Genomic DNA, 26,654 nt, shown 5'->3' with positions numbered 1-26,654 from the left:
ACATGGACAGCCTGAACCGGTTGACGGCGTTGCGAGTGAACAGCGCCGACCCGTTGCCATGGGATGACCGCTGCGACTTGCTGATCGTCGGGTTTGGCGGAGCCGGCGCCTGTGCCGCCATCGAAGCCAGCACTCGCGGACTGTCGGTGCTCGCCCTGGATCGCTTCGAAGGCGGCGGCGCCACGGCACTCAGCGGTGGTGTGGTCTATGCCGGCGGCGGTACGCCGTATCAGCGCCAGGCTGGCTATGAAGATACCAGCGAGGCGATGTTCAATTACCTGCGCCAGGAAGTCGGCGAGGCCGTCAGCCTCGAGACGCTACGGGATTTCTGCGAAGGCAGCCGCGAGCAACTGGCCTGGCTGGAGCGACAAGGCGCGGCCTTCGAAGCCAGCGTGCCGCCGCACAAGACCTCGTACCCGAGCGACCAGTACTACCTTTATTACTCGGGCAACGAAGCCGTGCCGGCCTATGCCGCCAGCGCCAAGCCGGCGCCCCGTGGCCATCGCACCAAAGGCCCGGGCATGTCCGGCGCCAGCCTGTTCGCCCCGCTCAAGGCCAGCGCCTTGCGTCACGGTGCACGCCTGCGCAGCCAGTGCGAAGTGCGCAGGCTGGTGCTCGACCTCGACGACAACGTCCTCGGCGTCGAAGCCTGGCAGTTGCCGTCGGGCAGCCGCGCGGCCAAACAACATGCGCGTCTGTCACGCTGGGCCGCGGCCATTCATATGTACGCTCCGGCCTTGGCCGACCGCTTGCGCGCCCGTCAACGTCGCATCGAACAGACCAGCGCCATCCGCCAATTGATTCGCGCCGAACAGGCAGTGCTGTTGAGCAGCGGCGGTTTCATCTTCAATCGCGACCTGGTGCGCCAGCACGCGCCGCAGTACCTGGCCGGTCTGCCGCTGGGCGCCACCGGGTGCAATGGCAGCGGCATCGCCCTGGGCCAGAGCGCCGGTGGCAGCGTGGCGCGGATGGACAAGGTCAGCGCCTGGCGTTTCATCAATCCACCACTGGCCTGGGCCCGGGGGCTGATCGTCAATGCCCGCGGCGTGCGTTACGCCAACGAAGAAATCTACGGCGCGACCCTCGGCCACGCCATGGTCGAAGAACAGGACGGTCGCGCCATTCTGGTGCTCAACCGTGCGCTGGTACGTGAGGCATTGAGTCAGGTCGGTCCCGGCAAGGTGTGGAATTTCCAGCGCCTGCCGGTGCTGCTCAATCTGCTGTTCAACGCCAAACGCAGCCCCAGCCTGGCCGGGTTGGCCAAGCGCTGCCATCTGCCGCCGGAACTGCTGCGCCAGAGCGTCGAACGCTATAGCCGCGCGGCACGCGGTGAGGTCGCCGACGAGTTCGGCAAGTCTGCGGCGATGCTCGCCAACCTCGACCAGGGCCCGTGGTACGCCCTCGATCTTTCATTCGCCAGCAAACTGTTCCCCTGCCCGGTCATCACCCTGGGCGGGTTGAAAGTCTGCGAGGCCAGCGGTCGGGTGCTGGACCACGCCGGCCAACCAATAAACGGCCTGTACAGCGCCGGCCGCAATGCCGTCGGGGTCGCCTCCAACCTGTATGTCTCCGGCCTGTCACTGGCCGATTGCATCTATTCCGGCCGCCGGGCTGCCGCCCACGTGGCCGACCAATTCGCACTTCAAACCGCACGATCAGGAGAACAACAATGCAACGTGTAGAAGGCAAAGTCTGCATCATCACCGGCGCCGCCAGCGGCATTGGTCGCGAAGACGCCCTGCTGCTGGCCCGCGAAGGCGCCAAAGTGGTACTGACCGACCTCAACGAAGAAGCCGGCCGCCACGTCGCCGCAGAAATCGGCGCCAATGCGCTGTTCATCCGCCACGACATCGCCAGCGAAAGCGACTGGCAACACGTGGTCAAGACCACCGTCGAACACTTCGGCCGCCTCGACGTACTGGTCAACAACGCCGCGATCCTGGCCCTGGGCAGCATCGAAGACACCACCCTGGAGCTGTGGCAGAAGGTGCAGAAGATCAACGGCGACGGCTACTTCCTTGGTTGCAAGTACGCCATCCAGGCGATGAAGGAAAGCGGTGGCGGCTCGATCATCAACATGTCGTCGGTCGCCGCCCTGGGCGCCATGCCGATGTTCTGCGCCTACTCGGCGTCCAAAGGCGCGGTGGCGGCGATGACCCGCTCCATCGCCCTGCACTGCAAGCAGCAGGGCTACCGCATCCGCTGCAACAGCGTGCACCCCGATGGCGTGAACACGCCGATGACCCAGGCCCTGGCCGGTGGTCAGCCGATCCCGCAGGAAGCGCTGGACCAGGACCCGATGAACCGCATGGCCGCGCCACGGGACATTGCCAACGTGGTGCTGTTCCTCGCCACCGACGAGTCGCGGTTCGTCAACGGTGCCGAGATCCGCGTCGACAACGCCCAACTGATCAGCGGGCTCTGAAGTCGAGGTGAACATGGGCACGCAACAACAGAACCTGACCCCGGCCGAATCGACGACGGCAAGCGTCTCATTGCAAGTGTGCGCGGTGATCGACGAGACCGCCGATGCGCGCTCGCTGGTGCTGGACATACCGCCAACCCTGCGTGAGCGCTTTCGCTACAAACCGGGCCAGTTCCTGAGTTTTCGCGTGCCCTTCGCCGGCAAACTGTTGACCCGCTGCTACTCCATGGCCAGCTCGCCCCTCGCGGACGCGCTGCCCAAGGTCACGGTAAAACGGGTCGACGGTGGCCGGGTGTCGAACTGGATGAACGAAGTGCAGGTCGGCGACTGGCTGGAAGTATTGCCACCGGCCGGGCATTTCTGCCTGGACCCGCAGGCGGACACCGAAAAGCCTCTGGTTTTGTTCGGCGGCGGTTCGGGCATCACCCCGGTGTTTTCCATTCTCAAATCAGTGCTCCATGGCAGCCGGCGGCCGATCAAGTTGATCTACGCCAACCGCGATGAAGCGTCGGTGATTTTCAAGGACGAGCTGTGCCATCTGATCAAGGCGCATCCTGATCAACTGCACGTGGTGCACGTCCTCGATTCGGTGCAGGGCTTCCTGACGGACCATCAGGTCCGTCATCTGCTGCACGGATCGGCCGGCGGCGACTACTTCATCTGCGGGCCGGGTCCCTTCATGGACACCGTGGAGCGCACGCTGCTGGCACTGGGCGAAGCGGCCGAACGCATTCATGTCGAGCGTTTCGTCTCGCCACCGGACCCCGATGAACTGCTGGCCGAAGAAGCCCTCGCCCGCGAGGCCGCGATGGGGTCGCACTGTGAGGCGCTAATCGTCGAGCTCGACGGCCAGCAACACGAAATTGCCTGCCAACCCGGCGACACCTTGCTGCAAAGCTGCAAAGCGGCTGGCCTCGATGTGCCGTCGTCCTGTGAAGAAGGTTTTTGCGGGGCCTGCATGTGCGTGGTCAAGGAAGGCGAGGTCCAGTTGGCGCGCAACGACGTGCTGACGCCCAAGGAACTGGCCGACGGCTGGACGCTGGCCTGCCAGAGTCGTCCGACGGGTGCCCGGGTACGCCTGAAATTCCCGGATTGATGTTCAGGACAAACACTGTACCTGTGGCGAGGGGGCTTGCCCCCGTTCGGCTGCGAAGCAGTCGTCGCTTTAAGATTTTGGGGCCGCTTCGCAGCCCAACGGGGGCAAGCCCCCTCGCCACAGAACCCCCTCGCCACAGGTTGCTTCTGTCCGACCAACATGTCGCCTTAGTCTCAACGGACGATCACTCAGGCCAAGTCTGCAGTTAGACTCGGCCACAGCATTAGCCCACAACAATAAAGAGGTGCAGTTATGGCTCGTTTGCAGAACAAGGTCGCGGTGGTCACCGGCGGCGCTTCGGGGATCGGTCTGGCCTGCGTGCGCCGTTTCGCTGCCGAAGGCGCGCAAGTGGTCGGGCTGGACATCGGCAGCGCTCCGGCAGACTTCCCCGGCCTGTTCATGACCCTGGACGTGCGCGACGAAGCGCAGGTGCAGCAGGTCATGCAAGACGTCATCAGCCGCCTCGGGCGCATCGATATTCTGGTCAACGCCGCCGGCGTCGCCGACCAGGGCAGCGTGACCCAGACCACCACCGCCAACTGGCAACGGGTGATGGACATCAACCTGACCGGCAGCATGCTCACCAGCAAGTACGCGCTGGCGTCGATGGTGGAGCAGCGCGGTGGTTCGATCATCAACGTCGGTTCGATCTTCGGCCTGCAAGGCTGTGACGGCAATGTGGCCTACAACGTGTCCAAGGGCGGCATCAACCAGCTGACCCGCTCGATGGCCATCGACTACGGCTACGCCAACATTCGCGTCAACGGCCTGTGCCCGGGCCTGATCGAAACGCCGATGACCAGCATGGTCCGTGACAATGACGCGTTCCACGCTTTCTTCGCCTCGCAACACATGCTCAGCCGCTCCGGGCAACCGGAAGAAGTGGCCAATGTCGCGCTGTTCCTGGCCTCGGACGAAGCGTCCTTTGTCAGCGGCCAGATGATCGCCGTGGACGGTGGTTTCTCCGCCGGTCGCCGTTTCGCCCCGCCCGCCCAGTAATTCGCAATCCGGCCGGGCGCCCTGCCCGGCCTACTCCCTTTTTCGCAACTGTCTTCTAACCGGGGAGGCCCCATGCCGCCTGTCGCCACCGCACTGACCATCGCTCAACTGTTCGCCAACGCTGCCCAGGCCTACGGCGACCGCCCGGCCATCGAGGACGCGGGCCATACCATCAGCTATCGCCAACTCGACCCGTTGCGTCGCCAGGCTGCCCGCGCACTGCTGGCCCTCGACGTACAGGTCGGGGACCGCGTGGCGATCTGGGCGCCCAACGTATGGGAATGGATCGTCGCCGCCGGCGCGTTGCAAAGTGTCGGCGCCGCCCTGGTACCGCTCAATACCCGGATGAAAGGCAGCGAGGCTGGCTACATCCTGCGCGAAAGCGGCACCTGCGTGCTGTTTGCCATCGGCGAATTCCTCGGCGCGGACTACCCCGGCATGCTGGTGTCGGAAGACCTCCCTGAGCTGCGTCACATCGTCAGCCTGCGCGGCGCCAATCCGGGCACCCTGGCCTGGGAACGGTTCATGGATCTGGCGGCCGACGTGCCGCAACTGGCCTTGCGCACCCGCGAGCAAAGCGTTGGCCCGCAAGCCTTGTCCGATGTGCTGTTCACCTCGGGCACCACCGGCAAGCCCAAGGGCGTGATGACCAGCCACGGCCAGAACCTGCGCATTGTGCGCGACTGGAGCGACATCGTCGGGCTGCGCGAAAGCGATCGCTACCTGATCGTCAATCCGTTCTTCCACTCCTTCGGCTACAAGGCCGGCTGGCTGGCAGCGCTGATGCGTGGCTGCACCGTCCTGCCGCAGCAAGTGTTCGACGTGCAGGCCGTGCTCGAATGCGTGCAGCGCGAACGCATCACCGTGTTGCCCGGGCCGCCGACGCTGTATCAGTCGTTGCTGGCCCATCCGCAACGCAGCGAGTTCGACCTGAGCTCATTGCGGGTAGCGGTGACCGGCGCGGCGGCGATTCCCGTGGAGATGATCCACCGCATGCGCGACGAACTCGGATTCGCCACCATCGTCACCGCGTATGGCCTGACGGAAGTCTGCGGTTTCGCCACGATCTGCCGCTCCGGTGATTCCGCAGAGATCGTCGCCAACACCAGTGGCCGGGCGATGCCGGGGGTGGAAGTGCGCTGTGTCGGCAACACGGGTCGCAGTCAACCGGCGAACATTCCCGGTGAAGTGCAGATCCGCGGTTACAACCTGATGCAGGGTTACCTCAACAACCCCGAAGCCAGCCAGGAGATTCTCGACGCCGACGGCTGGCTGCACACCGGCGACATCGGCATGCTCGACGAACAGGGTTACCTGCGCATCACCGACCGCCTCAAGGACATGTTCATCACCGGTGGTTTCAACGTGTACCCGGCGGAGATCGAACAGTGCCTGCTGACCTATCCGGGCGTGGCCCAGGCCGCGGTGATCGGTATTCCCGATGAGCGCATGGGTGAGGTGGCGATGGCGTTCCTGTTGCCTGCACCAGGAATGGAAATCGAGCAGGCGCGGTTCCTCGCCTGGTGCCGTGAGCAGATGGCCAACTACAAGGTGCCGCGCCGGGTGCAAGTGCTGCAGAGCATGCCGATCAATGCCGCGGGGAAAGTGACGAAGAATGTGTTGCGGGAGTGGGCATTGCAGCCGGTCAACTGAACGCAACCTTGTAGGAGCTGGCTTGCCAGCGAAGGGGCCGGCACATTCAACTGTAATGTTGACTGATGCACCGCCTTCGCTGGCAAGCCAGCTCCTACAGGGGTTTTGTGTTTAACCTGATAACGAGTCAGACCACCCGCGCCGGGTGCTGCTGGCGCGGGTCGCCGAGCATGGCGCGGTGCGACGGCGGCTGGCGGCCTTCGGCTTCGCTGATGCCGTAGCCGGGCGCGATTTCGGCGGTGATCAGGGTCTGCCCGGACAGCGCCATCAGCTGCGGATCACTGAGCAAGGCATGGATCACCCGCCCGTTGAACTGCGGGGTTTCGGCATGGGCCAGAAACGCCTGGTACTGCTCGCCATGTTGCTCGCCGGCAATCCGGGTGCGTTCGGTCAGTTGCGGGCCGAGCCACAACGACAACGCCGCCACGCCCTGCCCTTCAAAATCGATTGCCATGTCCGCCGCCAGTTTGTCGACGCCGGCCTTTTGCGCACCGTACGCCGGGCCGTGCATGTAGCACCCGGCCCCGAACGATGAAGTGAAGCAAATCAGTCCTTGGGCACTTTTGAGCAACAGCGGCGCGGCGTAGTAGCTGGCGATGTAGGCCGAGCGCAGGCCGACGTCGAGAATCCGTACCAGCTCCAGCGGTTTGGCCCAGAACGGTCCCGGTTCGATCAACCGGTCATGGATGAAGGCGGCGTTGTTCACCAGCAAATCCAGGTGCCCGCATTCCTGCTCTACCCTCTCGAACAACGCCCGGACCTGCGCATCATCGGCGTGGTCACAGACCACCGCGATACCGCGTCCACCCGCGGCGGTGATCGCGGCGGCGGTGTCCTCCAGCGAGCCGTGCAGGGCATGTCCGTACAGATTCGATCCACCCTGCGCCGGGGCGCGGCCAGTGACGTATACGGTCATGCCGGCCGCCCCGAGGGCCAGGGCAATACCCTGCCCCACTCCGCGACTGGCACCGGTAACTACGGCGATCTGTTGACGTGGCTGATTCATTCAACGCTCCCGAACAAGGTTTTCGCCGAAGCGGTTTCGCTCTGGCGCTTGATGTGATTGGCGGCCAGGTAGCCGAAGGTCATGGCCGGGCCGATGGTCGAGCCGGCACCTGGATAAGTGCGGCCCATCATCGAAGCGGCGCTGTTGCCGATGGCGTACAGGCCGTTGATCGGTTGCCCGTCTTCGTGCAACACGCGGGCGTGCACGTCGGTCAGCAGGCCACCCTTGGTGCCGATGTCGCCGGCGTCGATGCGCACGGCGTAGAACGGTCCCTTGAGCAACGGCGCCAGGCATGGATTGGGTTGCACGTTCGGGTCGCCGTAGTAGCGGTCGAACAGTGAGTCGCCCTTGTGGAAATCCTCGTCGACGCCCTGCACGGCCATGCCATTGAAGCGCTGCACGGTGCGCAGCAGTCCGGCGGCGTCGACACCGATTTTCGTCGCCAGCGCTTCCAGGCTCGACGCCTTGTGGAAGTAGTCGCGCAGATGCTCGGGCAATTGCCAGTCGCGCTGGGCATAGCCCGGCAGCAAGGCACCGCACGGGTACTTGCGGCGGAACTCGGCGTCGAACACCATCCAGCACGGCACGCTCGCAGCGCCTTCGCGGTTGTTGGCGTACATCGCATAAACGATATCGGTATAGGGCGCGGCTTCATTGACGAAACGTTCGCCCGCGGCGTTGACCATCACGCACCCCGGCAAGGTTCGTTCGACGAACAACGCGCGCTGCTTCTCTTCGCCCTTGACGAACGTGGTCGGCGCCCACCAGCTGTGCTCCATCAACGCGGTCCGCGCGCCGATGGCCTGGCCGGCACGAATACCGTCGCCGGTATTGTTCGGCGGCGTGGCACTCCAGTTGGCCCGGGACGGCTGCGGCAGGTACTGCTCGCGCATCGCCTGGTTGCGCTCAAAACCACCGGCGGCAACGATCACCCCGTAGCGCGCCTTGACGTTGAGCAACTGACCGTTGCGATTGACCCGCGCACCGCCGACCCGGTCGCCGACCAACAGCAGTTCTTCGAGTGCACAGTTGAGCCACAGGGATTTGCCGCGATCCTGCAACGAACAGCGCAAGGCACCGATCAAGGCATTACCCAGGGTCAGGTAGCGGTCACGGCGGGACAAACGCCGACCCTTGCGGTCACGCCAGTAGCGCCACATCACCCGCAGGGTCAGGCGCAACCAGCCCGGACCACGGCACAGCAGCACTTGCGCCTCTTTCATGGTCATCGCCATGCGCCCCATCATCAGGGTGCCGGGGGACGGTGCGCGCATGCGCAGGAATTCTTCGCCGAGTTCGGCGGCATCGAAGGGTTGCGGATCCATCGAGCGATAACCCGGTTTGCCGCCCGCGACTTCCGGGTAGTAATCGGCGTAGCGAGGTTGCGCCTCGAAGCGCACCCGGGTGTGTTTTTCCAGGTACTCGACCATCTCCCGGCCGTGTTCGACATAGGCTTCGATACGCCCGTCGTCGATCTCGTCGTGGGTCACGGCGCGGATGTAGGCAATCGCTTCGGCTGCCGAATCACTGCCGCCGAGCGCATTGATCCGGTGGTTGTTGGGGATCCAGATGCCACCGCCGGACACCGCCGAGGTGCCGCCGTACTCGCCGCTCTTCTCGATCAGCAGCGCATTCAATCCCAGGTCGTGGGCGCGCAGCGCTGCGGTCATGCCCCCGGCTCCCGAGCCAATCACCAACACATCACAACACTCGTCCCATTTGATCCCGGCAGCGTTCATGCGATCACCCTTGTTCAGCGCCCATCAGGCAGAAACCGCCACCGCCGGATCTTCGCCCGGTGCAGTCGGTCTCGGGATTGTTCGCCGCACGCGCCGGGTGTTCATCGTCCGATAAGACTAAGGCGAAGACGACTCTCCCTCTGTAGGAGCCGGCTTGCCGGCGATGGCGGCGCATCAATCGATAGGGATGAAACCTGACACCACGCTATCGCCGGCAAGCCGGCTCCTACAGTGCTGTGTCCCGTACAAATCGCTTAGTCCGCTTGGACGATGTTGCGCGCAAGTCGTGACTCCATAGTCGCCCACAGCACCAATCACCCCCCCTGAAATGCAGGTCGGGCAGGTCTGACCTGGGCCATGAGGACGACATGATAAAAACAATAATCGCCCCACCAACACAGCACCCTCGCGTACAGCTGGCATTGCTGTTGCTGGCTGGCGGATTAAGCGCTCACGTTAACGCCATGAGCTTTCAGCCGAGCGAAGACTTGAGCATCGACTGGGACACCACACTGACGTACAGCCTCGCCTGGCGGACCGAGTCTCGCGATCACAAACTGACCGCCGATGCCAACGCCAACGACGGCGACAACGCCTTCGACAAAGGCAGCCTGATCAACAACCGCAGCGGCTTTCTCACCGAAGCCAACATCAAATGGCAAGACAACTACGGCGTGTTCGTCCGGGCAACCGGTTTTTACGACAACGTCTACGATCAGGGCAACGACAACACCACTGGCACCTCGAACTGCTTCGCCGGTGGCCATTGCAGCCAGCCCGACCGTTTCTCCCAGGACACCATCGACCAGCACCGCAATGAATTGCGCATGCTCGACTACTACGCCTACGGCACCTGGGACGTCAGCGGCCATGCCCTCAACGCGCGCCTGGGCAACCAGGTCGTCAGCTGGGGTGAGAGTCTGTTCTACCCGGGCATTTCCGCAGCGCAGAGCCCGGTCGACGCAACCAAGGCGACCACCCCGGGTGTCGAGGTCAAGGAAATCCTGCTGCCGGTCGGCCAACTGTTCACCCAGTTCGCCCTGACCGAAAGCCTGGGTATCCAGGCGTACTACCAATACAAGTGGGAAAAGACCGAACTGTTCGGCGTGGGCAGCTACTTCTCCACCACCGACTTCATCGATGAGGGCGGCTTCAACGACGCCTCCGGTTTCGTCACCCGCCTCAAGGACGACAAGCCGAGCGACAGCGGCCAGTACGGTCTGGCCTTCACCTACGCCGCCGAGTCGTTGAACAACACCGAGTTCGGCATCTACTACTCGCGCTATCACGACAAGACCCCGTCCCTGGACTTCGCGACAACGCTGGGCCGCTACCAGGTGCGCTACTTCGACAACATCGACCTGTTCGGCGCGAGCTTCGCCACCGTGCTGGGCGACGTCAGCTGGGCCGGTGAAGTCAGCTACCGCGACGGCACGCCAGTGATGGTCGACAACGGTTTCTCCAGCCCCGTGCGTGGCAAGACCGTGCAGGCGCAAACATCGATGATCTACGTGCTCGGCCCGACCTCCTTCGCCGACAACACCACCCTGACCGGCGAGGTGGTCTACAACACCGTGGTCAGCAACGACAAGTCCCAGCCGGTCACCCTGGCGCCGGGCTTCGCGCTGCCGGGAACCGACAGCCTGGTCTATGACCGCGATGCCTGGGGCTACACGGTGCAGGCGAACTTTGACTACAACGACGTGTTCAGCGGATGGGACATGTCGGTGCCCGTCACCTTCAGCGCCGCCGCCCACGGCGACAGCTCGATGGTCGGCTCGATCAACGCCGGCCAGAACGATAACCGCGCCAGCATCGGCAGTTCGTGGCGCTACCTGGGCAACTTCACCGTCGAGGCCCGCTACAACGCTTACCTCGGCAACGCCAACAACAGCCCGTTGGCCGACCGCGACAACGTCGCGCTCAACTTCAAGTACCGGTTCTGATTCCCCTGTCGGAGGAGCACAGCATGTCCAGATTCACCCAAACATTATTGAGCACGGCGCTGACCGTCGGCCTGCTTGGCAGTGGGCTGGCCTACGCCAAGGTCAGCCCCGAAGAAGCCGCCCGCCTGGGCCAGGACCTGACCCCGATGGGCGCCGAAAAAGCCGGCAACGCCGACGGCAGCATCCCGGCCTGGACCGGCAAATGGCGCGGCCTGCCACCGGGACTCAAATACGCCGGCCCCGGCACCCCGTATCCGGACCCGTACGCCGCGGAAAAACCGCTGTTCGTGATCGATTCGAAGAACATGGACAAGTACGCCGACAACCTGACCGATGGCCAGAAAGCGCTGCTCAAGCGTTACCCTGACACGTTCAAGATCCCGGTGTACCCGAGCCACCGCGACTTCCGCCTCGATCAGCGCCTGGAAGACCAGGTCAAGAAAAACGCCGTCACTGCCGAACTCGACAATGACAACAACGACACCAAGAACGCCTGGGGAGCTTCGCCGTTCCCGATCCCGAAGAACGGCAGCGAGTTGATGTTCAACCATACCTTGCAGGGGCGCGCCAGCACTGAAGAGGCCACCTACGGCCAGGCAGTGGTTTACTCCAACAAGGAAAAGGTGCTCGAAGAGGTCGACTACAAGATCTTCTCGATCTGGTCGAGTCCGGACAAAGCGCTGGATACCGCCAACGGTGTGTTCACCCACTTCCTGATCACCACCCTGGAACCGGTGCGCAAGAAAGGCGAGATCGTGGTCGGCCACGAGTTCATCAACCCGACCGCTTCACCGCGCCAGGCCTGGCAGTACAGCCCGGGCCAACGCCGGGTACGTCGCGCACCGACCGTGGGCTACGACTCGCCGACCGGTGCGGGCGGTTTTCGCGTGTACGACGAAGACCGTTTGTTCAACGGTGCGCCGGACCGCTACAACTGGACCATCGTCGGCAAGAAAGAGATCTACATCCCGTACCACAATTACAAGATCGACGACCCGAGCGTAACGGCCGACCAGATCCTGGACACCACCGGTCACGTCGATCCGCAGTACATGCGCTACGAGAAACACCGCGTCTGGGTGTTGCAGGCCAACCTCAAGGAAGGTGCCCGCCACGTATACGCCAAGCGCGTGCTGTACCTCGACGAGGACACCTGGTCGGCCACCATGGCCGACAACTACGACAGCCGTGGCCAGTTGTGGCGCACCAACATGCAGACCTCGATCTACGCCTACGAGATGCAGCGTTACCACGCTCGCCTCGGGATCTACCACGACCTGATCGCCGGCTCCTACCTGGTTGACCGCATGCTGATCGATCAGAAACCGGCCAAGCTCAACGCCACCGCCTTCACCGAAGACGAATTCACCCCTGGCAACCTGCGCAAACTCGGCACCCGCTAAACCCGCCGCGCCCCGACCGATTTCTTCGGTCGGGGCGTTGTGCTTTGTAAAATCCGCGCCTCCCACGGAAGAGTCCCCATGAACAAACTCCTCACCGGCGTCATCGCCATGGCCAGCGTTGGCCTGTCGATGCAAGCCAATGCCCTGAACATCCTGCTGACCAACGACGATGGCTGCCGCGCACCCGGCATCGATGCGATGTACCGCGCCCTGTCTGCTGCCGGGCACAAAGTCACCCTGGTCGGCCCGTTGAACGACAGCAGCGGCATCAGCGCCGCCAGCGTGGTCGTACCCGGCCAGGCCCTGGCGGTGACCGAACTGGCGCCAGGCAAATTTTGCGTCGGGCCGCCGCAAGGCTATACGTCGCCCGCCGGCAAGACTTCCGCGATTGGCACGCCGGTGGATGCGGTCAACGTCGGCCTCGACGTGATCCTCAAGGATTCGCCGCCGGACCTGGTGGTGTCGGGCAGCAACTTTGGCGAAAACGTCGGCCCGCTGACACAAATGTCCGGCACCCTCAACGCGGCGGTGCGGGCGATGTTCAAAGGGGTTCCGGCGGTGGCGGTGTCCACGGCCATCGACATGGACCTGATCATCCGCGACCAGCAGGCCGGGTACCGCAAGACCCTCGGCGCGATGGACGACACGGCACAGTTTGCCGTGAAGGTAATCGAGCAAGCGAGCCTGGCCGGTACAGAAGCCAAACAGGCCTGTGCCAGGAGCAAACATCCGTGTGATTTGAACGTGCTGGGCCTGCCGGGTGTCAGCGGCCTGAACCTCAACTACCCGCCGCTGAAACCCGATGAGATCAAGGGCGTGAGCTTTGCCCCGATCGGCAACTGGGACCGGGTGAACTTCACCTCCCAGCGCGGCGCCGACGGCGTGGTCCACGTCAACCTGGCCGCCCCGTCGTCACCGACCGAAGCCCAGCAAAAGGCCGATGCGTACCAACTGTGGCAAGGCCACGCGGTGATCACCGTGATCGACGGCAACATGACGGCACCGGAGGCGGTGCAGGATCAGGCGAGGAAGATGTTGCGCGGGATCAAGCCTTAATCCCGCGCATAACCTGTGGGAGCGGGCTTGCTCGCGAAGGGGCCGGCACAGCCAACATCGATGTTGCCTGATACGCTGCCTTCGCGAGCAAGCCCGCTCCCACAGGGTTACCTGGTGTATTCAATGCCTTGAACGACCAAAATTACTGTAGGAGTGAACCTTCGCTGGCAAGCCAGTTCCTACAGGGCTACATGGACGCTTCAGAGGATGGGCTGAAACGGCACAAATTCGGTCACTTCCAGATCGAACCCGGACACCGCCTTGTAGGGCACCGGTGAGCTCATCAGGCGCATTTTGCGCACGTTCTGGTCGCGCAGGATCTGTGCGCCGATGCCCAGGGTCCGTTGCGGAAACTGCGGTGTGCGCGGCTTGCCGCCGCTGCGCTGGCGCAGTTGTTCGAGCACGCCGTCGGCGGTTTCCTTTTGTGCAAGCAACACCAGTACGCCGTTACCGGCGGCGGCGATGCTCGCCAGCGAGCGTTCGAGGGTCCACTGCTGTGTCCCGCCTTCGCTTTCACAGCCCAGAACGTCGCGCAACGTCTCGATGCTTTGCACCCGCACCAGCACCGGTTGCGTGCTGTCGATCCGGCCCTTGACCAGCGCCAGGTGCAACGCGCCCTGGTAGGTGTCCTGATAGGTGGTCACCTGGAACTCGCCGTGGCGAGTCTGTAACGGATACTCACCGCCGCGCTCGATCGTGCCCTCATGCAGGATGCGATAGTGAATCAGGTCGGCGATGGTGCCGATCCGCAAGCCATGACGTTGGGCGAATTCATGCAACTCGGCACCACGGGCCAGTTCACCGTCCTCGTTGAGAATGCCCACCAGGGTGGCAGCCGGTTGCCGCCCCGCCAGCCGTGTCAGGTCGCAAGCGGCCTCGACATGTCCGGCCCGCTGCATCACGCCACCGGGCAAGGCCTGCACCGGGAAGATATGCCCCGGCTGCACCAGGTCCGCTGGTACGCTGGCCGGGTCGACCGCCACCTGGATCGACCGCGCCCGGTCTGCCGCCGAGATGCCTGTGGACACCCCGGTGGCGGCTTCGATCGAGCGGGTAAACCCCACGCCATGTTGCGCCCGGGAGTTGGGCACCATCAGGTCCAGGCCCAACGCGCGGCAGCGTTGCTCGGTCAGGGCCAGGCAAATCAACCCCCGTGCCTGCACCGCCATGAAGGTGACGGCCTCGGCCCCGGCCTGTTCGGCGGCCATCAGCAGCGAACCTTCGCCGTTGTGCTCATCGTCGGTGATCACCACCATCTGACCGGCACCAATGGCCTCGATCAGTTGCGGCACTGTGTTGAAAGCCAGGCCGCTCATTGGAGTGCTCCACGCAAATCGGCGCAAGCGTCTGTCAACGCTTGTGCTGCGGCTTCAACAAACGGCGCCATGCTGATAAAACCGTGGATCATGCCTTCGTAACGCTGCACGCGCACCGCCACACCGGCTTCGCGCAGGCACTCGGCCAACGCTTCGCCCTCGTCCCGCAGCGGATCGAACCCGGCGCTGAACAATGTGGTCGGCGGCAAGCCTGCCAGGCTTTCGGCTCGCAATGGCGAGGCCAACGGATCGTCCGCTTGTCCATCCTCTTGCAGGTATTGCTGCCAGAACCAGCGCATCGCCTTGGCGGAAAGCAGATAACTTTCGGCGAATTCCTCGAAGGACTGACTGTCGCATCCGGCATCGGTGACCGGGTAGAACAGGCACTGATAGCGGAACTTCGGTCCCTTGCCTTGCGCCGCCAGTTGGCTGACCGCCAGCGCCAGATTGCCACCCGCACTGTCGCCGGCCACGGCCAGCCGGCTGCCATCGACGCGCAGTTCAGCCGCGTGCTCAACCAGCCAGCAGGTGGCCGCATAGCAATCGAGGGGCGCCGCCGGGAACGGGTGTTCCGGGGCCAATCGATAAGCCACGGACACCACCACCGCCTCGGTCTGGCGCGCCAGCGAACGGCAGAGATTATCGTGGGTATCGAGATTGCCCATGACAAATCCGCCGCCATGGAAAAACACCAGCAACGGCAGGTCGGGCGCTTCCGATGGCCGGTACAGCCGTGCATCCAGATCACCGTCCGCGCCGGCCACTTTCAGATCGCGCACCTCGCTCATGGGATCGCCGGGGATGGCCGGCAACAGGTTATCGGAGAACTGCCGATACCGAGCAGCATCGACCTGGCTGAAATCGGGCTCCGGGAGGTCGCGAAATTGCTGGAGAACCCCGGCGATCTGCTTATCGAGCGGCATGGGCATCGTCCTCTACGTCGGTCATTTGAAATTGCGGATTGGTCTCGCCCAGGATGCTTTGAACCCGGCGCTCAAGGGCCGGTTTGAAACCCTTGTGGGGCAAGATCCAGAAGCGTTTTTGCGCGACGGCGGCGAACACTTGCGCAGCCAGTTCCGCCGGGGTCATGCCCTGGCGAATGGTGCTGTCGAGCAGTTGACTGAAGTCGGATCCGGCGCTGTCCACCACCTGGTTCGACGCCATGATTTCGCTGGCCACCGGCCCCGGGCACAGCACCGAAACCGACACCGGTGCACCGAGCATGGCAAGTTCGTAATGCAGGGTTTCCGAGAGGGCGACCACCGCTTGTTTGGTCACGTTGTACGGTGCCATCAACGGGCTGCTGACCAGCCCGGCAAGGGACGCGGTGTTGATCACATGGGCTGCCCGGCCCTGGCTGAGCAACAGCGGCACGAAACTGCGAATGCCGTTGATCACGCCGTTGAGGTTGACGTCGAGCATGCGCTGCCATTGCGCCTCGGTGATCTCCCAACTGAAGCCGGTCTGCATGACACCGGCGTTGTTGAACAGCAGGTCGACCCCGCCAAAGTGCTCGACAGCCCGGTCACGCAAGCGCTCGACCTGCTTCGCCTCACCGACATCGGTGACGCAGGCAATCGCTTGCGCACCACCGGCCTTCAATTCGTCGCACAGGGCTTGCAGGCCCGCCGCATCCCGATCCGCCAGCACCAGGCGCATGCCCAGTGTCGCCGCATGCTCGGCCAGGCCTCGGCCAATACCACTGGCGGCCCCGGTAATCACCGCGACCGGCCCTTGTTCATTACTCATCGCCAACTCCTGCCATGGGTCCAATGGCGCCAGTAGAGCGGGCCTACTTAAAGCAGCCATCGTCCATTCAGACGATGCCCGCTTTTACAGGGGCGGCAGAATCCCTTACATGCGCCAACCCCGTGATCCCTTGGGAGAATAATAAGATGAGTACCCTGCACCGCATCGAAGCCAAACTGCTGGAAGACCGCTACGCCCGTGGCTGGCACTGCCTGGGCCTGGCCGCGCAATACCGCGACGGCAAGGCCCATCGCCTGGAGGTGTTCGGCACCCGCTTGGTGGCGTTCCAGGGTGAAGACGGCGAACTGCATATTCTTGATGGCTACTGCCCGCACATGGGTGCCGACCTGAGCACCGGTTGCGTTGAGGGCAACTCGATCCGCTGCCCATTCCACGCCTGGCGCTGGGGCGCCGATGGCGTGTGCGACGACATCCCCTACGCCAAGCGCATTCCGCCACGGGCCAGGATCAAGAGCTGGCCGATCATGGAAGAGAACCAGCTGCTGTTCGTCTGGAATGACCCCGAAGGTAACCCGCCGCTGCCGGAACAACGCATTCCGCGCATCGACGCCTGCTACAGCGACGAATGGGCCGAGTGGGAAGTCGCCGAATTGCAGATTGGCACCAACTGCCGCGAACTGATCGACAACATCGCCGACATGGCGCACTTCGGTACGGTGCACGGCGCGCCGGTCGATGAGTTCATCAACATTTTCGAAGGCCACCTGGCCACCCAGATCATGCGCGCCCGCAGCGAACGCCTGTCCGGCGACAGCGTGTTGACCACCGAAGCCACCTACTTCGGCCCGGCCTATCAGATCACCGAAATGAACGGCGCCATGAACGGCCAGCCGATCCATTCGATCCTGCTCAACTGCCACGTGCCGATCGATCTGGACAGCTTCACCCTGCGCTACGGCGTGCTGGTGAAAAAAATCCCGGGGCTTAGCGAAGAACAGAATCAGGAAATGGCCAAGGCCTATGTGGCACAGGCCCAGGCAGCCTTCTACGAAGACGTGGCCATCTGGCACAGCAAGACCCGCGTCGACAACCCGCTGCTGTGTGACGGCGACGGTCCGGTCTATCAGCTGCGCCGTTGGTACGAGCAGTTCTACACCGACGTCGAGGCGCTGTCGGCGGACGTTGCCGAACACAAGAAGTTTGTCGTGCGCGCCAGCGAACGGGTCTGACGCCAGCGGCTTTTCGCCCGCCCCGGGCCTGATTGGCAGCCGCCTGTCAGGCCCTGAGCCCGAGCGTTGCAAGGAGTCGATACCGGCGCTTATTCTCGGCCACCGCCAACGCTAATAATAAAAACGGTTTTTCCCTATGCAGCAGAGCCTCAGCCTCGATACGTTCAGTGATTTGATCGGCAACCTCTATCAGGGTCCGCTGGAAAACATTCCCTGGGCGACGTTCCTCAATCAGCTCAATGTGCATCTGAACAGCAAGTACGTGACCTTCATCCTGCGTCCACCCAGCGCCCACGTGGACGGTTTGATGGTCAACACCACCGGCACTTCGACCGAGGCAACCGCGTCGTACAACAAACACTTTTTCAGCCTCGACCCCTTTGTCGACCTGCCCAACCGCCAGGTCGTGACCCTCGCCGAGTTCGTCTCCAACGACGACTGGCAGAATTCCGAGTTCTACAAGAATTTCCTTGAACCGGTGGACGTGTTCCACATCCTCGGTGCCGACATCAACACTGTCGACGGCGCCCAGTGCCGCATTCGCATCAGCCGCGGACGTGACGACAAGCCTTTCGGCAACGAAGAAAAGGCCATGCTCACGCATTTCATTGCGCACCTGGAGCGCTCGATCAAGATCCACATGCAGCTCAACCGCATCGAAGCCGAGCGCAACCTGTACGCCGGCGCGGTGAACCAGATGGCGGTCGGCACGATCATCCTCGACGAGTCCGGCAAGGTGCTGCAGACCAACCAGGTGGCCGACCGGCTGATCCAGGAAAAGGACGGCATCAAACTGGTCAACGATGGCCTGCAGGTCGGTACGGCCCGGGACACCCAGGAGTTCCGCCGCCTGGTCAAGCAGTCGCTATTGTCGCAAAAGAGCAGCAACCCGTCGGTGGTCGAAGCCCTGCGCGTGCAGCGGCCGTCCGGGAAAGCGGACCTGGGGATCATCGTGCGCTCGGTGCCATTGACCGACTGGAGCGAAGGCAAGCAGTGCCCGACCGTGGTGATTTTCATCAGCGACCCGGAACAACAGTCCACCGCACCGCAGGAAATCGTGCGCGCGCTGTTCGACTTCACCCCGGCGGAAACCCAGCTGGCGATGCTGCTGGCCAACGGTCTGACCCTCGACGAAGCCTCGGAAGAGCTGGGCATCAGCCGCAACACCTCGCGGGCACACCTGCGCTCGACCTTCTCCAAGACCGGCGTGACCCGCCAGACCATGCTGGTGCGCCTGATCCTGCGCAGCGTGGCGACCCTCGGCTAGCCCTCATTGCTGCCCTCGTCCGCTCGGACGATGGCGGCCCCCGTTGTACAGCGCACAGTGTCCTCATCCCAAACAGGGGACTGCCCCATGCGCAACTGCCCAACCATCCTCAAGACTGAACTGCTGGCGCAAAGCGGCCACTTTCAGATCGAAGCCCTGCACCTGCAGTTCAGCAACGGCCAGCAGCGAGTTTACGAACGCCTGCGCGGCACCGGTTATCGCTCGGTGATGCTGGTGGCGATGCCTGATCCGGAGCATGTGCTGCTGGTGCGCGAATACGCGGTCGGTGTGGAAAAAACCATACTCGGCCTGCCCAAGGGTGGCGCCGAGCCCGATGAAGACTACTTGCAGGCAGCGCAGCGCGAGCTGAGCGAAGAAGTCGGCATGCGCGCCGAACGCCTCACCGAACTGGGCGAGCTGACCCTGGCACCGGGACATTTGTGCCATCGCTACCGGGTGGTACTGGCCGAACAACTGAGCCCCTGCCAACTCGAAGGCGACGAACCCGAACCCCTGGAATGCCTGCGCATACCACTGGCGCAGATCCCCGAACTAGTGGCCCGCGGCGACCTCCACGAAGCCCGGGCGATTGCCGCGCTGTTCATGGCCATGGGCGCCCTCGCCCGACGCAGCTGACACCCCACAAAACCTGTAGGAGCGGCGGCGCGGCGATCCGACTTGCCCGCGAAGAGGCCGGCACATCCAGCATCCCTGGCGCCTGACCCACCGCCATCGCGAGCAAGCCCGCTCCCACAGAGGATCACGGCCTGACACAGATCCCGGCAACGCCCAATAACGTTGTGGGAGCGGGCTTGCCCGCGAAGAGGCCGCCACATCCAGCACCCCTGGCGCCTGACCCACCGCCATCGCGAGCAAGCCCGCTCCCACAGAGGATCACGGCCAGGCACAGATCCCGGCAACGCCCAATAACGTTGTGGGAGCGGGCTTGCCCGCGAAGAGGCCGCCACATCCAGCATCCCTGGCGCCTGACCCACCGCCATCGCGAGCAAGCTCGCTCCCACAGAGGATCACGGCCTGACACAGATCCCGGCAACGCCCAATAAACCTGTGGGAGCGGGCTTGCCCGCGGCGAGGCCGGCACATCCAGCACCCCTGGCGCCTGACCCACCGCCATCGCGAGCAAGCCCGCTCCCACAGAGGATCACGGCCTGACACAGATCCCGGCAACGCCCAATAAACCTGTGGGAGCGGGCTTGCCCGCGAAGAGGCCGCCACATCCAGCATCCCTGGCGCCTGACCCACCGCCATCGCGAGCAAGCCCGCTCCCACAGAGGATCACGGCCTGACACAGATCCCGGCAATGCCCAATAACGTTGTGGGAGCGGGCTTGCCCGCGAAGAGGCCGCCACATCCAGCATCCCTGGCGCCTGACCCACCGCCATCGCGAGCAAGCCCGCTCCCACAGAGGATCACGGCCTGACACAGATCCCGGCAACGCCCAATAAACCTGTGGGAGCGGGCTTGCCCGCGAAGAGGCCGCCACATCCAGCATCCCTGGCGCCTGACCCACCGCCATCGCGAGCAAGCCCGCTCCCACAGAGGATCACGGCCTGACACAGATCCCGGCAACGCCCAATAAACCTGTGGGAGCGGGCTTGCCCGCGATGAGGCCGGCACATCCAGCATCCCTGGCGCCTGACCCACCGCCATCGCGAGCAAGCCCGCTCCCACAGAGGATCACGGCCTGACACAGATCCCGGCAACGCCCAATAACGTTGTGGGAGCGGGCTTGCCCGCGAAGAGGCCGGCACATCCAGCATCCCTGGCGCCTGACCCACCGCCATCGCGAGCAAGCTCGCTCCCACAGAGGATCACGGCCAGGCACAGATCCCGGTAACGCCCAATAAACCTGTGGGAGCGGGCTTGCCCGCGATGAGGCCAGCACAGCCAATATCCCCTTCGCCTGACACACCGCCATCGCGAGCAAGCTCGCTCCCACAAGGGACGGAGCAGCTTCAAATTGATCGGCTAGTCCATTCGGACGAAGTCACCCTCGCGCTACCGCCATAACCTGTCTCTACAACAATAAAACCGTGTCGAGACCCATCATGCGCAAAACTACTTGTGCCTTGTTCATCATCCTCTGTGCGGGTACTTCCACCAGCCTGTGTCAATTGTTCAAAAATGAAGCCTACCGACCGACCACGGCCTATTTCAGCTGTTCGAGCGCGGCCATCAACTGTTACCCGCCCGTGGTGCGCAATCTGCTGCCTTGAGCGCGGTTTGCACCAGCCATAAAAAAACCACCGAATCATCGGTGGTTTTTTTGTTTCCCCGGGATCAGGTCGGCAACCCCCCTCTTGCCCGGGACAAAGTCAACGCCAAGTCCTCAATCATGTCCTCCTGCCCCCCCACCGTCCCGCGTCGGCCCAGCTCCACCAGCAGCTCACGGGCGGCAATCCCGTACTTCTGCTCGGCACGCTTGGCGAACAGCAGGAACGAGCTGTAGACCCCGGCGTACCCCAACGTCAGGGCATCGCGGTCCAGGCGGATCGGCTGGTCCATCATTGGCACCACCAGGTCTTCGGCCACGTCCATGATCTTGTACAGATCCACACCACTGTTGACGCCCATGCGCTCCAGCACCGCGACGAACACTTCCAGCGGCGTGTTGCCCGCACCCGCGCCAAGGCCCGCAACAGACCCGTCGATGCGTGCAGCACCGGCCTCGATGGCGGCCAGGGAGTTGGCGATGGCCATGCCCATGTTGTGGTGGCCGTGGAAACCGACTTCGGTTCCGGCGTTCAGGCCGGCGCGCAACGCGCCGATCTTCTGCGTCACTTCATCGGGCAGCATGTAGCCGGCCGAGTCGGTGCAGTAGATGCAGTTGGCGCCGTAGCTTTCCATCAGGCGCGCCTGCTCCAGCAGTTTCTCCGGGCTGACCATGTGCGCCATCATCAGGAAGCCAACGGTGTCCAGGCCCATCTTCGCCGACATGCCGATGTGCTGGCCGGACACGTCCGCTTCGGTGCAATGGGTCGCCACGCGAATGGTCGAGACCCCATGCTCATGGGCCATTTTCAGGTGGTCGAGGGTGCCGATCCCCGGCAACAACAGGGCCGAAACCCTGGCCTGTTTCATCTGCGGGATCACCGCAGCGAAGTACTCCTCATCGCTGTGGGCGGGGAAGCCGTAGTTCAGCGACGCACCGCCCAGGCCATCGCCGTGGGTGATTTCGATCAGCGGCACACCGGCCGCATCGAGGCCGGTGGCCACCGAGACCATTTGTTCAATGCTGATTTGATGCTGTTTGGCGTGCATGCCGTCGCGCAGGCTCATGTCATGCAGACGGACGCTCTTACCTTGCAAATTCATGGCAATTCTCCACTCAACGGACGGGCAGTTGCAGGGTGCCCTTGTGGGCTTCTTCGGCAAACATCTCGGCCGTGCGCAAACCGGCGGCGGTCATGATGTCGAGGTTGCCGGCGGACTTGGGCAGGAAATCGCCGAGGCCTTCGACCTCGATGAAGATCGACACCTTGCGCCCGTCGAACACCGGCCCGTTGATCAACTTGTAGCCGGGCACATAGCGCTGCACCTCGCGAACCATGTCCAGCACCGAGGTGCGGATCGCATCCTGGTTCGGCTCGTCATCGGTCAGGCAGTGGATGGTGTCGCGCATCATCAGCGGCGGCTCGGCCGGGTTGATGACGATGATCGCCTTGCCGCGTCGGGCGCCGCCGATCTTCTCCACCGCACCGGCGGTGGTGCGGGTGAATTCGTCGATGTTCTGCCGGGTGCCCGGGCCGACCGAACCGGACGACACGGTGGCAACGATTTCGCCGTAGCTCACCGGTTGCACCCGCGACACCGCCGCCACCATCGGGATGGTCGCCTGGCCACCGCAGGTGACCATGTTGACGTTCATCGCCAGGCTCGACGCGTGCTCCTTGAGGTTGACCGGCGGCACGCAGAACGGGCCGATGGCCGCCGGCGTGAGATCGATCATGATCACCCCGAGCTCGTTGAGCTTGCGGCTGTTTTCCGCGTGCACGTAAGCCGAGGTGGCGTCGAAAGCGATGCGAATATCATCGTCGAGCACGTGCGGCAGCAAGCCATCGACACCGCCGGCGGTGGTTTTAATGCCCATTTCCCGGGCACGTTTCAGGCCTTCGGATTCGGGGTCGACGCCAACCATCCATACCGGCTCGATCCATTGCGATCGGCACATTTTCATCAGCAGATCGGTGCCGATATTGCCCGGGCCGATAATGGCCGCTCTGAGTTTTTTGCTCATGGGGTCAAACTCCAAAAGTCAGGCGCAGAAAGACACCCGGGCACTGCCCAGGCCATCGATGGTCAGAGAAAAACGGTCGCCGGCACGGGCCGGCTCCAGTGGCACCAGGGAGCCGGACAGGATGATTTCCCCGGCCTTGAACGGAATGCCGAAGGCGCCCAGGGTGTTGGCCAGCCAGGCCACCGCCGTCAATGGATTGCCCTGAACCGCTGAACCCAGGCCTTCGCTCAGGGGCTCGCCGTTCTTGAACACACGCATGCGCAAGTTCGGCAGGTCCAGCTCGCGGGGGTCGACCTTGCTGTCGCCCAGCACGAATACGCCGCAGGAGGCGTTGTCAGCGACCGTGTCCTGGATGCGAATGCGCCAGTCGTGAATCCGTGAGTCGACGATCTCGAAGCACGGCATCACGTATTCGGTGGCGTCCAGCACATCGGCTTCGGTGATGCCGGGGCCGACCAGGTCGTGCTTGAGCTTGAAGGCGATCTCGCCCTCGGCACGGGGCTGGATCAGTTTGTTGGCGGACAGGGAAATCCGCGCATCGTCATCGAACGACATCCGCCGCGTGATGAAGCCGAAATCCGGCTGATGCACGTTGAGCATCTGCTGCACCGCCGCCGAGGTCACGCCGATCTTCTTGCCGACGATCTGGTCACCGGCCGCCACCCGACGCTCAATGGCGTACAGGGAAATGTGATAGGCGTCTTCGATGCTGATTGACGGCCAACGCTCGGTCAGCGGCGCCAGGGTGGAGCCGCTGAGCAGCGCCTGATAAAGCTCTTCGCCGAACTCACGGCGCAATTGCACGCTCATCCGCGGGCCTCCTGAAGAAACGCCAGGCACTGGCGGTTGAAATAGTCACGGTGCTCGACCTGGACCCAATGCCCGCACTCGCTGAGCATCACGAAGCGGATTCCGGAGCAGTTTTCGAGCATGGTCCGGGCACCGGAGGACGGGCAGAACTTGTCGTTCATGCCCCAGAAACCGAGGATCGGGCACTGCAACTCCCCCAGGCGCGACGTCATGTTCGGCACCTGCATGGTCGACAGCACGCACACCGGCTGCTGTTGCACCACCGCCACGCGCTCGTTGACCGTCTCGTCGCTGATCAGGCTATCGTCGAACAGCTGCAGCGCCAGCAGGCGACGCATGCCCGCCGCATCGTTCAGCTCGCCCTTGGCGAAGGCCGCCCCCATTTTCTGGATGCCTTCCATTTGCAGGTAATACTGTTCCTTTTCCATCAGGCCACCGGGCGCCATCAGCACCAGACGGCTGACACGTTGCGGTTGGTCGAGGGCCAGTTTGATCGCGATCGCGCCACCCAACGAGTTACCGACCAGCACACAACGCTGGATGTCGAGGGCATTGAGCAAACCGCTCAGGGCTGCGACAAAGAAGTCCAGGGTGTAGAGGGTGTCGGGTTTGTCCGAGGCGCCGTAGCCCGGCAGATCCGGGACGATCACCCGGTAACCGGCCTCGGCGAACACTGGGTAGTTCTGCTTGAAGTTGCTGTGACCGCTGGCGCCCGGCCCGCTGCCATGGATGAAAATCACCGGTTCGCCGTTGCCGGTGCCTTGCCCGCCGATGTCTTTGTAGTGCAGCTGCAAACCATCCGGCAGCGTAACGAAGTGCCCTTGCGCTGAAGCGCCCATAAGGTGTCCTCCCGGCCTGTTGTTGTAGCCGGATTATTCAGACGGGCCGGGTGCGCAACATCGTCCGACAGGACTACGCCCCCTGTAGGAGCGAGCCTGCTCGCGAAAAACGCCAGGACACCGTGGGGCATCAGGTTTTACGCGTTATCGTTGACGTCCATCGCGAGCAGGCTCGCTCCTACAGAAGGCTCTAGTCTCATCGGACGTTGGATTACAGGGACCACAGACCTAGCATCGACGGCATTCCCGAGCGGCAAAAAGAGAATTCCCATGCTTGATCCAATGGACTTTCGCGGCAAAGTGGTACTGGTCACCGGCGGTGGCAAAGGTGTGGGTCGCGGCATCAGCCAGCGCTTTCTCGAGTGCGGCGCCGAGGTGGTGATCTGCGGTCGCGAAGCCCCGCCACTCTTGCCTGCCAGCGGCGGGCGCGAGGCGCTGTTCGTGCCCTGCGACCTGCGGGACGTCGAACAATCCGGGCGCTTGATCGCACAGATCGTCAAGCGTTTCGGCCGCCTCGACGTGCTGGTCAACAACGCTGGCGGTTCGCCGAATGCCGACGCCGCCACCGCGTCTCCCCGTTTCAGTGAAGCGATCATCCGCCTGAATCTGATCGCGCCACTGAACCTGTGCCAGCAAGCCAACCAGGTGATGCAGGCCCAGGCCGACGGCGGTGTGATCATCAACATCTGCAGCGTCAGCGCCACCCGCCCCTCCCCCGGCACCGCCGCCTATGGTGCGGCCAAGGCCGGCCTGCTGAACCTGACCACTTCGCTGGCAGTGGAATGGGCGCCGAAGGTGCGGGTTAACGCCGTGACCGCCGGGCTGATTCTCACCGAGCAGGCCGCCATGCATTATGGAGACGACGCGGGCATTGCCCGGGTGGCGGCGACCATTCCATTGCAACGCCTGGCGACCCCGGAGGACATTGGCGATACCTGCCTGTACCTGGCGTCGTCTTTGGCCCGTTATGTCAGCGGCGCGGACATTGCGGTGCATGGTGCCGGCGAGCGACCGGCGTTTCTCGATGCGGCTCAATCCCATTCATAAGACCCATTCACAAGAGGAGCTCCGACATGTCCGCGATTGCCAGTCACAGCGTGGTGCTGAACCTCACGCCACAAGCGGCGTGGGCCAAACTGCGCGACCTGAGCCTCGCCCCGCACTACGTGCCAGGGCTGACCGGTTGCCAGTTTCATCCTGGGCCAAAGGAAGGCCTCGGCGCCAGCCGCCGGGTGCTGCGCAAGGGCGGTCAGTATCTGGACGAAAGCGTGATGCAGTGGCAGGAAGGCAGTGGGTTCGTACTGCTATTGCACAAAGGCAGCAATGGTTCGCCCTTTCCGTTTCGCGAGGCCAGCTTCAGCTATGCCCTGCAAGCCGAAGGCGACGTGACCCGCATCACCCTGCAAATGCGTTACAGCCTGCGCGGTGGCAGGCTGTTTGAAAGGTTGCTGGCCAAGGCCTTCAACAAGGTGGTGCAGCAGATTGCCGAGTACCTCAAGGCCTTCTACGAAACCGGCCGCACGCAGAATTCTGATATGGCTTTGAGCACCTCCAACATTGATGTCGCCTGACACACCTCATCGCTGGCAAGCCAGCTCCTACAAGGATTCGGGTCATCCGCAAATGCCAGGCTCACCCACAAAACTGTAGGAGCTGGCTTGCCAGCGATGGGGTCGGAACATCCAGCATTAATGTCGCCTGACACACCGTCATCGCTGGCAAGCCAGCTCCTACAGGGAAATGAGGTGTTTGCAAATGCCGGGGTCACCATAAGACCTGTAGGAGCTGGCTTGCCAGCGATGGGGTCGGAACATCCAGCATCAATGTCGCCTGACACACCGTCATCGCTGGCAAGCCAGCTCCTACAGGGAAATGAGGTGTTTGCAAATGCCGGGGTCACCC

22 protein-coding genes are annotated in these 26,654 nt (G+C 63.4%); 13 read left to right on the top strand and 9 right to left on the bottom strand.

Annotation, left to right across the window (positions count from 1 at the left end; all coding sequences use genetic code 11):
- Positions 1–2: 2 nt before the first annotated feature.
- The 5 genes from AB7M25_RS10185 to AB7M25_RS10165 all read left to right on the top strand — a co-directional run bounded on the left by AB7M25_RS10185 (position 3) and on the right by AB7M25_RS10165 (position 6,173).
- The gene (locus AB7M25_RS10185) at positions 3–1,682 is read left to right on the top strand and encodes an FAD-binding protein (RefSeq protein WP_454237249.1); all 1,680 of its coding nucleotides are present in this window, start codon (positions 3–5) and stop codon (positions 1,680–1,682) included.
- The gene (locus AB7M25_RS10180) at positions 1,670–2,425 is read left to right on the top strand and encodes a glucose 1-dehydrogenase (RefSeq protein ID WP_454237248.1); all 756 of its coding nucleotides are present in this window, start codon (positions 1,670–1,672) and stop codon (positions 2,423–2,425) included. Before AB7M25_RS10185 ends, AB7M25_RS10180 begins: the two co-directional genes overlap by 13 nt.
- A 13-nt stretch (positions 2,426–2,438) precedes the next feature.
- Positions 2,439–3,521: a 2Fe-2S iron-sulfur cluster-binding protein gene (locus AB7M25_RS10175; RefSeq protein ID WP_429561682.1), complete on the top strand. Its 1,083-nt coding sequence runs from the start codon at positions 2,439–2,441 to the stop codon at positions 3,519–3,521.
- 252 nt (positions 3,522–3,773) lie between these two features.
- Positions 3,774–4,520: an SDR family NAD(P)-dependent oxidoreductase gene (locus tag AB7M25_RS10170; protein ID WP_429519325.1), complete on the top strand. Its 747-nt coding sequence runs from the start codon at positions 3,774–3,776 to the stop codon at positions 4,518–4,520.
- 72 nt (positions 4,521–4,592) lie between these two features.
- The gene (locus AB7M25_RS10165; RefSeq protein ID WP_454237247.1) at positions 4,593–6,173 is read left to right on the top strand and encodes a FadD3 family acyl-CoA ligase; all 1,581 of its coding nucleotides are present in this window, start codon (positions 4,593–4,595) and stop codon (positions 6,171–6,173) included.
- 127 nt (positions 6,174–6,300) lie between these two features.
- Here the strand turns inward: AB7M25_RS10165 and AB7M25_RS10160 are convergent, their stop codons facing one another.
- Together AB7M25_RS10160 and AB7M25_RS10155 are read right to left on the bottom strand one after the other, a co-directional pair.
- Positions 6,301–7,179 carry an SDR family NAD(P)-dependent oxidoreductase gene (locus tag AB7M25_RS10160; RefSeq protein WP_454237246.1) on the bottom strand — a complete coding sequence of 293 codons (879 nt, stop codon included), beginning with the start codon at positions 7,177–7,179 and terminating at the stop codon, positions 6,301–6,303.
- On the bottom strand, positions 7,176–8,918 hold the full coding sequence (locus AB7M25_RS10155; protein ID WP_454237245.1) for an FAD-binding protein: 1,743 nt from the start codon (positions 8,916–8,918) through the stop codon (positions 7,176–7,178). Before AB7M25_RS10155 ends, AB7M25_RS10160 begins: the two co-directional genes overlap by 4 nt.
- A gap of 368 nt (positions 8,919–9,286) precedes the next feature.
- Here AB7M25_RS10155 and AB7M25_RS10150 point away from each other — a divergent pair, with 368 nt between their 5' ends.
- The 3 genes from AB7M25_RS10150 (at position 9,287) to surE (ending at position 13,323) form a co-directional block, all read left to right on the top strand.
- Entirely contained in the window at positions 9,287–10,864 is a 1,578-nt protein-coding gene (locus AB7M25_RS10150) for a DUF1302 domain-containing protein (protein ID WP_429383307.1), read from the top strand.
- Between the two features lie 23 nt (positions 10,865–10,887).
- Entirely contained in the window at positions 10,888–12,267 is a 1,380-nt protein-coding gene (locus AB7M25_RS10145) for a DUF1329 domain-containing protein (protein WP_429519328.1), read from the top strand.
- 78 nt (positions 12,268–12,345) lie between these two features.
- Positions 12,346–13,323 (top strand): 5'/3'-nucleotidase SurE, encoded by a 978-nt coding sequence (surE, locus tag AB7M25_RS10140; RefSeq protein WP_454237244.1) that lies wholly within the window; start codon positions 12,346–12,348, stop codon positions 13,321–13,323.
- Positions 13,324–13,523: 200 nt separating this feature from the next.
- On the opposite strand, the gene AB7M25_RS10135 is transcribed toward surE, so the two are convergent.
- The 3 genes from AB7M25_RS10135 to AB7M25_RS10125 are packed head-to-tail and all read right to left on the bottom strand — an operon-like array spanning position 13,524 to position 16,388.
- On the bottom strand, positions 13,524–14,639 hold the full coding sequence (locus tag AB7M25_RS10135; RefSeq protein WP_454237243.1) for a 3,4-dihydroxy-2-butanone-4-phosphate synthase: 1,116 nt from the start codon (positions 14,637–14,639) through the stop codon (positions 13,524–13,526).
- Complete coding sequence (locus tag AB7M25_RS10130) at positions 14,636–15,562, bottom strand: alpha/beta hydrolase (RefSeq protein ID WP_454237242.1); 927 nt, start codon at positions 15,560–15,562, stop codon at positions 14,636–14,638. The genes AB7M25_RS10135 and AB7M25_RS10130 overlap by 4 nt, the downstream gene beginning before the upstream one ends.
- Positions 15,549–16,388, bottom strand: a complete 840-nt coding sequence (locus tag AB7M25_RS10125; RefSeq protein WP_429383317.1) for an SDR family NAD(P)-dependent oxidoreductase — start codon at positions 16,386–16,388, stop codon at positions 15,549–15,551. Before AB7M25_RS10125 ends, AB7M25_RS10130 begins: the two co-directional genes overlap by 14 nt.
- Positions 16,389–16,534: 146 nt before the next feature.
- On the opposite strand from AB7M25_RS10125, the gene AB7M25_RS10120 reads away from it, so the two are divergent.
- The 3 genes from AB7M25_RS10120 (at position 16,535) to nudE (ending at position 19,481) form a co-directional block, all read left to right on the top strand.
- A complete protein-coding gene (locus AB7M25_RS10120; RefSeq protein WP_429561603.1) occupies positions 16,535–17,578 on the top strand; it encodes a Rieske 2Fe-2S domain-containing protein in 1,044 nt (347 codons plus the stop codon).
- Positions 17,579–17,714: 136 nt separating this feature from the next.
- The gene (locus AB7M25_RS10115; protein WP_429487250.1) at positions 17,715–18,845 is read left to right on the top strand and encodes a helix-turn-helix transcriptional regulator; all 1,131 of its coding nucleotides are present in this window, start codon (positions 17,715–17,717) and stop codon (positions 18,843–18,845) included.
- 87 nt (positions 18,846–18,932) lie between these two features.
- The gene (nudE, locus tag AB7M25_RS10110) at positions 18,933–19,481 is read left to right on the top strand and encodes an ADP compounds hydrolase NudE (RefSeq protein WP_429383323.1); all 549 of its coding nucleotides are present in this window, start codon (positions 18,933–18,935) and stop codon (positions 19,479–19,481) included.
- A gap of 1,665 nt (positions 19,482–21,146) precedes the next feature.
- Here the strand turns inward: nudE and dmpG are convergent.
- From dmpG to AB7M25_RS10090, 4 genes are read right to left on the bottom strand one after another with little or no spacing between them, the layout of a single operon-like run.
- On the bottom strand, positions 21,147–22,181 hold the full coding sequence (gene dmpG / locus AB7M25_RS10105; protein WP_454237241.1) for a 4-hydroxy-2-oxovalerate aldolase: 1,035 nt from the start codon (positions 22,179–22,181) through the stop codon (positions 21,147–21,149).
- A gap of 13 nt (positions 22,182–22,194) precedes the next feature.
- Positions 22,195–23,103, bottom strand: a complete 909-nt coding sequence (locus AB7M25_RS10100; protein ID WP_102702277.1) for an acetaldehyde dehydrogenase (acetylating) — start codon at positions 23,101–23,103, stop codon at positions 22,195–22,197.
- An 18-nt stretch (positions 23,104–23,121) separates the two neighbouring features.
- A complete protein-coding gene (locus AB7M25_RS10095; protein ID WP_454237240.1) occupies positions 23,122–23,913 on the bottom strand; it encodes a fumarylacetoacetate hydrolase family protein in 792 nt (263 codons plus the stop codon).
- On the bottom strand, positions 23,910–24,752 hold the full coding sequence (locus tag AB7M25_RS10090; RefSeq protein ID WP_429383332.1) for an alpha/beta fold hydrolase: 843 nt from the start codon (positions 24,750–24,752) through the stop codon (positions 23,910–23,912). The genes AB7M25_RS10095 and AB7M25_RS10090 overlap by 4 nt, the downstream gene beginning before the upstream one ends.
- 270 nt (positions 24,753–25,022) lie before the next feature.
- On the opposite strand from AB7M25_RS10090, the gene AB7M25_RS10085 reads away from it, so the two are divergent.
- Together AB7M25_RS10085 and AB7M25_RS10080 are read left to right on the top strand one after the other, a co-directional pair.
- Positions 25,023–25,799, top strand: coding sequence for an SDR family oxidoreductase (locus AB7M25_RS10085; protein ID WP_429383334.1), 777 nt, complete (start codon positions 25,023–25,025; stop codon positions 25,797–25,799).
- Positions 25,800–25,825: 26 nt separating this feature from the next.
- Positions 25,826–26,323 (top strand): SRPBCC family protein, encoded by a 498-nt coding sequence (locus AB7M25_RS10080; protein WP_454237239.1) that lies wholly within the window; start codon positions 25,826–25,828, stop codon positions 26,321–26,323.
- The last annotated feature ends 331 nt before the right edge of the window (positions 26,324–26,654 follow it).

This window comes from Pseudomonas sp. AP3_22 TE3818, assembly GCF_053628995.1.
This window is presented reverse-complemented; position numbering and strand designations above follow the sequence as displayed.